This window comes from Sporosarcina quadrami, assembly GCF_014836615.1.
Classification (GTDB): Bacteria; Bacillota; Bacilli; order Bacillales_A; family Planococcaceae; genus Sporosarcina; species Sporosarcina quadrami.
The window spans coordinates 1-7,429 of sequence record NZ_JACSQN010000032.1 but is presented as its reverse complement, the minus strand read 5'-3'; the positions used below and the strand labels follow the sequence as shown (position 1 = coordinate 7,429).

Here is a 7,429-nt window from a genome sequence, read left to right as displayed (position 1 = left end):
TCATCCGTATATTTAACCACAATAAAACACCCCAAAAGTTAGATTTTCTACTCTAACTTTTGGGGTGCACTTCAAAAGGATGTGTGGCTGTTTTATTTCATTTTTCTCAATAAATACAATAAATACGGTGTACCAATCAACGCCACGACAAGTCCACTCGGGATATCTTTTGGTGCAATCAGTATGCGACCAACAAAATCTGCCGTGACAAGCAACAAACCGCCCAACAATCCCGAGACGACCAACAGCGGTAAATGACGGAAACCTACTAGTCTACGGGCGATATGCGGCGCGACAAGTCCGACAAACCCAATTGTCCCTACAATCGCAACGCCAGCTGTACTGATCGCCACCCCAACGACCAATGCCCATACACGCGTCGTTTTGACAGATAGACCAAGTCCCGCGGCTACGTCATCACCGAATGTCAATGTGTCCAAGCTACGCGTCAAATAGATGGCAGGACCAATAAGAATGGCGACCATTATTAAAGCGAGCTGTACGTCTTCCCAGCCCTTTCCATACGTACTTCCAGACAACCAGACGAGGGCAGCGGCAACCGCCAACTTCGCCTTGACGACAAATACTTGGGTTGCAGCTGAGCCGAATGCCGATATGGCAATTCCCATCAAGGCGACGAGCATCGGTTGGAAGTTATTTTTCCAGGACGTCACTAAAATGATGCCAAGCGCAATTGCCGCTCCTACGACCGCGCCAAGCGGCATATACTCAACAGGAATAGAAGGAATCATGACTAATAACAGCATCGCTCCGGCGCCGCCCATCGATGTCACACCTAACACACTGGCATCCGCCAACGGATTCCGTAAGACGCCTTGCAATAAAACCCCCGCAAGTGCAAGCATGACACCAACGATGAAAGCTGTCAGCACCCGCGGCACACGGAAGTTCCAAATAACCGGTTTCATCCAGTCCATCGACCATACCGAACCGTTATACGATAAAGCCAGCGTCAAGACACCAACAATCAGTGCCGTTACGATTGCGACAACGATCGGCAATTTCACCGGCTTCAGCGTACCGCCCATTTGACGGTCACCTCTACTATGTGTTTTCGCAGTTCTCCAAGCCAAATACAATAACCAGGGTCCACCGACCAAAGCAGTCATCGCTCCGACTGGCACTTCCTGTCCAGGTTGGATCAGCCTGCCTAGCACATCCGCTCCGATCAGCATGACACTTCCCCAGAGGAATGATTGAAGGAAAATTTGCAGATGTCCACGGATACCGAGCATGCGCACAATATGAGGTGCCATCAATCCGATGAATCCGATCGGACCGACGACACTGACAGTTGTTGCCGCAAGAAGAATAGCTGCAGCCCACGCCAACAGCTTGATGACCCGCACATTTTGTCCGAGCGAGGATGCAACGTCCTCACCTAACGAAAGAATGTCCATCGGTTTTGCCAATCCTAACGTGAAAATGAAGAGAATAATGATCATTGGACCTGCAAACGATACGCCATTCCAGTTCAATTGCACAAGTGTGCCAGACCCCCATAAGAAGAGGCCGTTCGTCTGATTTTCAAATAACAACTGTAAGGAGCCCGTCATGGAAGCAAACAATAACGAGATGATCATTCCTGTCAACGCGACACGGACGGGTTCCATCTGCTTTCCCGCAAGCGTGACGACTAGAACTGACGACAGCACTGCTCCTGCCAATGCAACAAGAAAAGGAAAGTCGCCGAGCATCGAGGGAAAAAAGATCATTGAAACGACGACAAAAAAGTAGGCGCCGGCGTTAATACCAAGTGTACTCGCTGACGCCAGCGGATTATTCGTCAACGTCTGCAATACAGCACCTGCAATAGCAAGTGCACCACCAGCCAAAATCCCGATTGCTAACCTTGGAAGTCGTAGAGAGAGCACGATATCTTGAATACGACCCTCTACCCATACTTCTTTCACTAACTGTGAAACCGTATAATCCGCCTGACCTTGCGTTAAATGGATGAAAGATAAAATGACTAACAGGAAAAGACCGCTAATCCCAACGGACAACGATCTTTTCCCTGTCGTACTTCTAGCCATTATTTATTGACCATCGTATCGACTATTCGATTGAGCATTGTTTCTGCAGAAAGTGGGCCTCCATATAACCAAGTGTCCCCACCTAGGTCAAATAGTCGATCTTCCTTGACGAAGTTCAAGTTTTTCCAAACTGCATTGTCTTTCAATTGCTTGTCATACACATTATCTTCATCCTGAACGGTAAATAGATAGTTGGCATCTTCGTATTTCGTCAACCCTTCAACGTTGAACGTACTAGAACCGAAAACTTCGAATTGATCAGGTACATGTATATTTTTCAAACCGATTTTCTCAAGGATTTGAGATGCCATTGAATTCGGTGTGAAAACACGGATTTCTGGAGCTTGCGGACCAGAATAAGCAAGTGTCAATATGAAATTTTTAGTTTTTAGATCAGCTTTATCAATTTCAGCTTTTGCCTCATCATATTTTTCATCCAAGTGCGCCAACACTTTTTCAGCTTCATCGGTCTTGTCTACAGCTTTTGCGATCTCATTGAAAGTAGTCGTCATTTCTTGATACAAATCAATCGATTCATCTTCAGGGTATGGATTGAAAATGACCGTCGGAGCAATTTTCTCCAAATCTTTAATCATCGCATCGTGACGGAAACTTACGCCGATGATCAAATCAGGTTCAAGTGCAGCAATCTCCTCTAAATTCGGTTCTTGACGCCCACCGACATCAGCGACATCATCACTTAATTCAGCATCGATATTCACCCAATTATGGTATTCTTGAATATCCGCCATTCCTGCCGGTTGCATACCAAGAGCAAGCAAGTCTTCTGCATATGTCCATTCAAGGACAACAACTTTCTTGGCAGGCTTATCAAGTGTCACATTACCATTTGCTCCTGTAATAGTTACACTGTCTTCAGCCTTATCGTTAACCACACCTTCATCTTCTGTTTTCTTCGAAGAACAGCCAACCAATAGTATCGCACTAAGTGCCACTAACAATAACGTTTTCATGTATTTATTCATGTGTTTTTCCTCCGAACTGATAATTATTATCAATTAGTAGTGTAATCTGTTGGCATGGTGTTTGTAAAGTATTTTCACAAATTATTGATTATCATTCTCAATTAGTCGAAGATATGGTATGCTATGTAGTATTGAACGCTATCATTCCTTTGGATAATGAATGAAACGGAGGCATTTGCATGCACCCTACGATAAATACGAAAAACCTGTCGATCGGCTATCAAGACCACCTGCTATTCGAGAATTTGAACTTGTCCATTCCTAAAGGCGAAATCACTGTATTCGTCGGTAGTAATGGTTGCGGAAAATCCACGTTGCTTCGCTCAATTGCACGGTTATTAAAGCCCTCTGACGGTTCCGTCTTGCTAGAAGGGAAAGATATCCACTCGATGTCTTCCCGGAGTGTAGCTAAAAAGATGGGCATCCTTCCTCAAGGTCCTGTGTCACCTGAAGGGTTGACGGTTCATGACCTCGTGAAGCAAGGTCGCTACCCTCACCAATCATGGCTTTCCCGTTGGACGGAAGAAGATACGAAGAAGGTCGAGGCGGCTATGGAAGCAACAAAGATCAGCGATTTGCGAGACCAAGCCATCGATACGTTATCAGGTGGCCAACGTCAGCGTGCTTGGATTGCAATGACGCTTGCCCAAGATACCGATGTCATTTTATTGGATGAACCGACAACGTATCTCGACATGACCCATCAAATCGAAATTTTGGATTTACTGTTCGAATTAAATGAACAGAAGAACCGAACCATCGTCATGGTACTGCACGATTTGAATCTGGCTTCCCGGTATGCCCACAATATTGTTGCTATTAAAGACGGCGGTGTTTTTGCACAAGGTAGACCCGAGGAAATCATCACTTGCGACCTTGTCCGTTCTGTATTCGGGATGGAGTGTCAAGTGTCGACGGATCCCCTTTTCGGGACACCGCATTGCGTGCCTTATGGACGTGGTCGTTGCATCGTGCAGCAAGTAAGGAGCAATACAGGTGCCTGAGTTAAATGCTGAACAGCTTGCCGGATTGGAACGTTTCAGTGTATTCGTCAACGACCGACCAAACGAGTCCATCAGTTTAAATAATATCTTAACTGATGCAGGCAGTACGGAATTACTCAAGATGATCCATACAGAAATGGGTGCCCCTACAGATGCCGTGGCGGCCTCCATTTATATGCGAAAGTACGGTTTCTTCATAGCCGCACAATTGCATATGCTAAGCAAATTCGACTTGCTATGGACAGGTAAACTGGAGGAAATTTCATTAGTGACCGGCGAAGGGAACATATCATTTTCCATCCCTTCCCACTCATTCAGAATCGTCCAAGACCGGGAAAGCGATATCCGTTTCCTTCTTGAACAGTATGGACATCCAATCGTAGACTATATGAGCAAACGTGCGCATATTTCAAAACTGATTCTTTGGGAGAACATTTGGGGCTATGTCATTTGGATGTATTCGATGTTGTTCCAAGAGAATAACACGTCCGCCCAAGATGATTTGGCGATTCTGTTAAATGATGAAACATGGAAACCTCAACTGAGACGTTCACCCTTCCAGCAATTCTTACAGAACGAGCCTATCCTTGAAGCCATGGCAAATTACAAAAGGACAACTTGTTGCTTGTATAAGGAATTGCCGAATATCGAAAAATGTCCGTATTGCCCGCTGAATAGAAAATGAAACAGCCTGCACGTACCATTTCCCGGTACGTGCAGGCTGTTTTTCAACGTTTCATCTTCTTCAACAATAGAGGCAATTAGACGTTTTATATCATCACGGTTAACTCTCATTGCTTATGCTTTATTGACGTGGGGCTAGCATTTGTCCATCGTTAAGATATTCTCATAAACTCTTAGCTACTTCGATTGCGTTTTGTTATTCGCATTAGACACAAAAGCTTTCACTTTTCAAAAAGTTGAATCGTTTTCAGTGCTATGATGCTCTAATAGATAGAGTGAAGAAAGGGGGGTGTCGATTGGTCTTGAAGAGAAGATTAGTTTCACGCGCGAAGAAAGGGGACAAGAAAGCGTTTGAGGCTTTGATGCATGACGAGAAAGAAAAGTTGTATAAGATGGCTTTCATATATATGAAAAATGAGAATGATGCATTAGAAGTGTTTCAGGAGACCCTTATGAATGCGTTCGCATCCATACATTTATTGAAGGAAGACCGTTATTTTTCCACTTGGATCACACGGATTCTAATCAACACGGCACTTCGGATTCTGAAGAATAAGAAGAACATAGTGCCGATCAATCAAGGAATGCTTGAGGATAGTGGGCAAGATGGACATGGCGGTGTCGAAGTTCAAATTGACTTAATGCATGCGCTCGATGAAATTGAAGAAAAGTATAAAACGGTTCTGTTATTGCGTTATTACGAGGATTATTCAGTGAAGCAAATTTCTGCATTTTTGGAATGCCCTGAAGGAACAGTAAAAACGAATATCCGCAGGGGGCTTGAACAGATGAAGTCAAAATTGAAGGGAGTGTATGTCGATGAACGACAAAATTTTATCATTTAAAAGGGAAATCGATGAAATCCAAGTGCCTGTTGAAAAGTTGGATACCATTATAGAAAGCGTTTTGGATGGGGAAATGCCAAAACGGAAAGGGATGGGCAAACAAAAGAAATGGAAAACGTCAGTAATCGCTGCTTCTCTTACATTAGGCCTCATCACTTCTGCCCTCTTTGGACTGTCGTTTACGGCTAATGCTGGAGAAATTCCCGTCATAGGAAGTATCTTTAAGTTCTTTAGTTATGATGGCTTAGATGAGGATTATAAGGAACATTCCAATCCAATCAATGAAGTAGCAGAAAGCAATGGGATTAAAATAACCGTTAATGAAGCCATATTTGATGGGGAATCTTTAATTCTTACGTATTCAGTTGAAACCAATAAGTATCTAGGAGATTCCTTTTATATTAAGGGTATACCCCGTATAGAAAATGAAGGACCAAATGGTGACCACGAAATTGTTAGAATAGGAGAAAATAAATATGTTGGAAAAGCGACTGCTATAGCTAAAGACGACTATTCTTCAATTAACGTTGAATGGAAAGTTGACTACATCCTTCCTAGCCTAACAACTGATAAAGAGAGAATTATAGGTGACTGGAACTTTAATTTTCAGTTAAACAAAGCAGACATAACCGTTCAAAAAATTAATCAAAAGAAAGAACAGGATGGAATCACAATTAATTTAGAAAAACTAATCATCACTCCGACGTCATTGCTGATTAATTTCGAAGAAGTAATTTCAAAAGAAATTACAAAGTATTGGGATTCGGCTCATGTAGATCTTGAAGTAAAAGATGATTTAGGGAATGTTTATCAAAGTAAATATTCTATGGGAACTGATGAAGATGGTTCAATTAGAGGTAGATATAGATCAATAAATAGTAAAGCAGACATCAAAGAATTTAAAATGGATAAGATTATTGTTGAAATAGACAAATAACGAAAAAAACCCTTCTTGTTAAGTGGTGAAAATGATCTGACCCAATAAAGTTAGACAAATATTTTAGTCGGCTTCTAAGATCTGAGTTCGGTATTCTACCGGGCTCAGGTCTTTTAGTTTTGCCTTCATTCGCTTGTGATTGTAATACTCACGAAACACACTGTCTATCCTACTTCTTCCAATAGATATTTTCTCTCTTATGCTTAATGCCATCAACCCAAATAACAGCATCTTCTTCATCAATTTCAAATAGCAGTAAAACTTGATATAAACCAAGCCTTACTCAATTACCCTTTAAGTTTCCATTAGGAATTTGTTTTGCAGTTAAGGGAGGCATGTAGGATAACCGATCAAAAGTATCCACATATATTCGTTCCTTAACATCCATAGTATATGCAAGTATATTGCTTAATTCATCAAGGGCAGTTTGTGACCAATATACTTTATAAGTTTTCTTCACTGTCATACTCCGCATTCTTATTCCGAAGATAATTTAGTCCATGCTCCTGATCATAAACACGTTCATTTGCACGGTCTTCCCTGCTTTTCTGTATTTGACGGATCAGCGCTTTATCTTCCGACAAAAGTTCAACATCAAGTTGATTGATAGCTTCTCTTTCCCGTTTCATGTTTATATAACCAATAAAATCATATATTTCAGCAGCATCTTCTTCATTAACAGAGTCAATTAGACGTTTTAAATCTTCTCGGTTAACATCCATTCTAAACACCGCCTTTTGATTAATTGATGCTATTATACCATTTAGTTTCAATAATATGCCCAAGCATCTATTCACCAAATGATTGAGATAATAAAACAGCCCACCCGAACCGTCATCTGAAGTGCACCCCAAAAGTTAGAGTAGAAAATCTAACTTTTGGGGTGTTTTATTGTGGTTAAATATACGGATGATTT

General features: G+C 42.1%; 7 protein-coding genes and 1 pseudogene. 4 read left to right on the top strand and 4 right to left on the bottom strand.

Going from position 1 to position 7,429, the window contains the following annotated elements:
• Positions 1 to 92 precede the first annotated feature (92 nt).
• On the bottom strand, positions 93 to 2,057 hold the full coding sequence (locus tag H9649_RS17625) for an iron ABC transporter permease (RefSeq protein ID WP_191696224.1): 1,965 nt from the start codon (positions 2,055 to 2,057) through the stop codon (positions 93 to 95).
• Positions 2,057 to 3,043 (bottom strand): ABC transporter substrate-binding protein, encoded by a 987-nt coding sequence (locus H9649_RS17620; RefSeq protein WP_191696223.1) that lies wholly within the window; start codon positions 3,041 to 3,043, stop codon positions 2,057 to 2,059. Before H9649_RS17620 ends, H9649_RS17625 begins: the two co-directional genes overlap by 1 nt.
• A gap of 179 nt (positions 3,044 to 3,222) precedes the next feature.
• On the opposite strand from H9649_RS17620, the gene H9649_RS17615 reads away from it, so the two are divergent.
• The 4 genes from H9649_RS17615 (at position 3,223) to H9649_RS17600 (ending at position 6,513) form a co-directional block, all read left to right on the top strand.
• Positions 3,223 to 4,047, top strand: a complete 825-nt coding sequence (locus H9649_RS17615) for an ABC transporter ATP-binding protein (RefSeq protein ID WP_191696221.1) — start codon at positions 3,223 to 3,225, stop codon at positions 4,045 to 4,047.
• Positions 4,040 to 4,732, top strand: a complete 693-nt coding sequence (locus tag H9649_RS17610) for a hypothetical protein (protein ID WP_318241720.1) — start codon at positions 4,040 to 4,042, stop codon at positions 4,730 to 4,732. The genes H9649_RS17615 and H9649_RS17610 overlap by 8 nt, the downstream gene beginning before the upstream one ends.
• A gap of 295 nt (positions 4,733 to 5,027) precedes the next feature.
• Positions 5,028 to 5,576: a sigma-70 family RNA polymerase sigma factor gene (locus tag H9649_RS17605; RefSeq protein ID WP_318241719.1), complete on the top strand. Its 549-nt coding sequence runs from the start codon at positions 5,028 to 5,030 to the stop codon at positions 5,574 to 5,576.
• Complete coding sequence (locus H9649_RS17600) at positions 5,551 to 6,513, top strand: DUF4179 domain-containing protein (protein WP_191696218.1); 963 nt, start codon at positions 5,551 to 5,553, stop codon at positions 6,511 to 6,513. The genes H9649_RS17605 and H9649_RS17600 overlap by 26 nt, the downstream gene beginning before the upstream one ends.
• A gap of 63 nt (positions 6,514 to 6,576) precedes the next feature.
• Here H9649_RS17600 and H9649_RS17595 read toward each other — a convergent pair.
• Both H9649_RS17595 and H9649_RS17590 read right to left on the bottom strand, forming a co-directional pair.
• Positions 6,577 to 6,663, bottom strand: a pseudogene (locus H9649_RS17595) (IS3 family transposase); the annotation flags it as partial.
• 293 nt (positions 6,664 to 6,956) lie between these two features.
• Positions 6,957 to 7,235 (bottom strand): hypothetical protein, encoded by a 279-nt coding sequence (locus H9649_RS17590; RefSeq protein ID WP_191696214.1) that lies wholly within the window; start codon positions 7,233 to 7,235, stop codon positions 6,957 to 6,959.
• Positions 7,236 to 7,429 lie beyond the last annotated feature (194 nt).

What these genes read in the sequence shown, in the direction of transcription:
- H9649_RS17615 (WP_191696221.1), top strand. Translation starts at nt 3,223, where the DNA reads ATGCACCCTACGATAAATACGAAAAACCTGTCGATCGGCTATCAAGAC.
- H9649_RS17625 (WP_191696224.1), bottom strand. Translation starts at nt 2,057, where the DNA reads ATGGCTAGAAGTACGACAGGGAAAAGATCGTTGTCCGTTGGGATTAGC.
- H9649_RS17590 (WP_191696214.1), bottom strand. Translation starts at nt 7,235, where the DNA reads ATGGATGTTAACCGAGAAGATTTAAAACGTCTAATTGACTCTGTTAAT.
- H9649_RS17600 (WP_191696218.1), top strand. Translation starts at nt 5,551, where the DNA reads ATGAACGACAAAATTTTATCATTTAAAAGGGAAATCGATGAAATCCAA.
- H9649_RS17620 (WP_191696223.1), bottom strand. Translation starts at nt 3,043, where the DNA reads ATGAATAAATACATGAAAACGTTATTGTTAGTGGCACTTAGTGCGATA.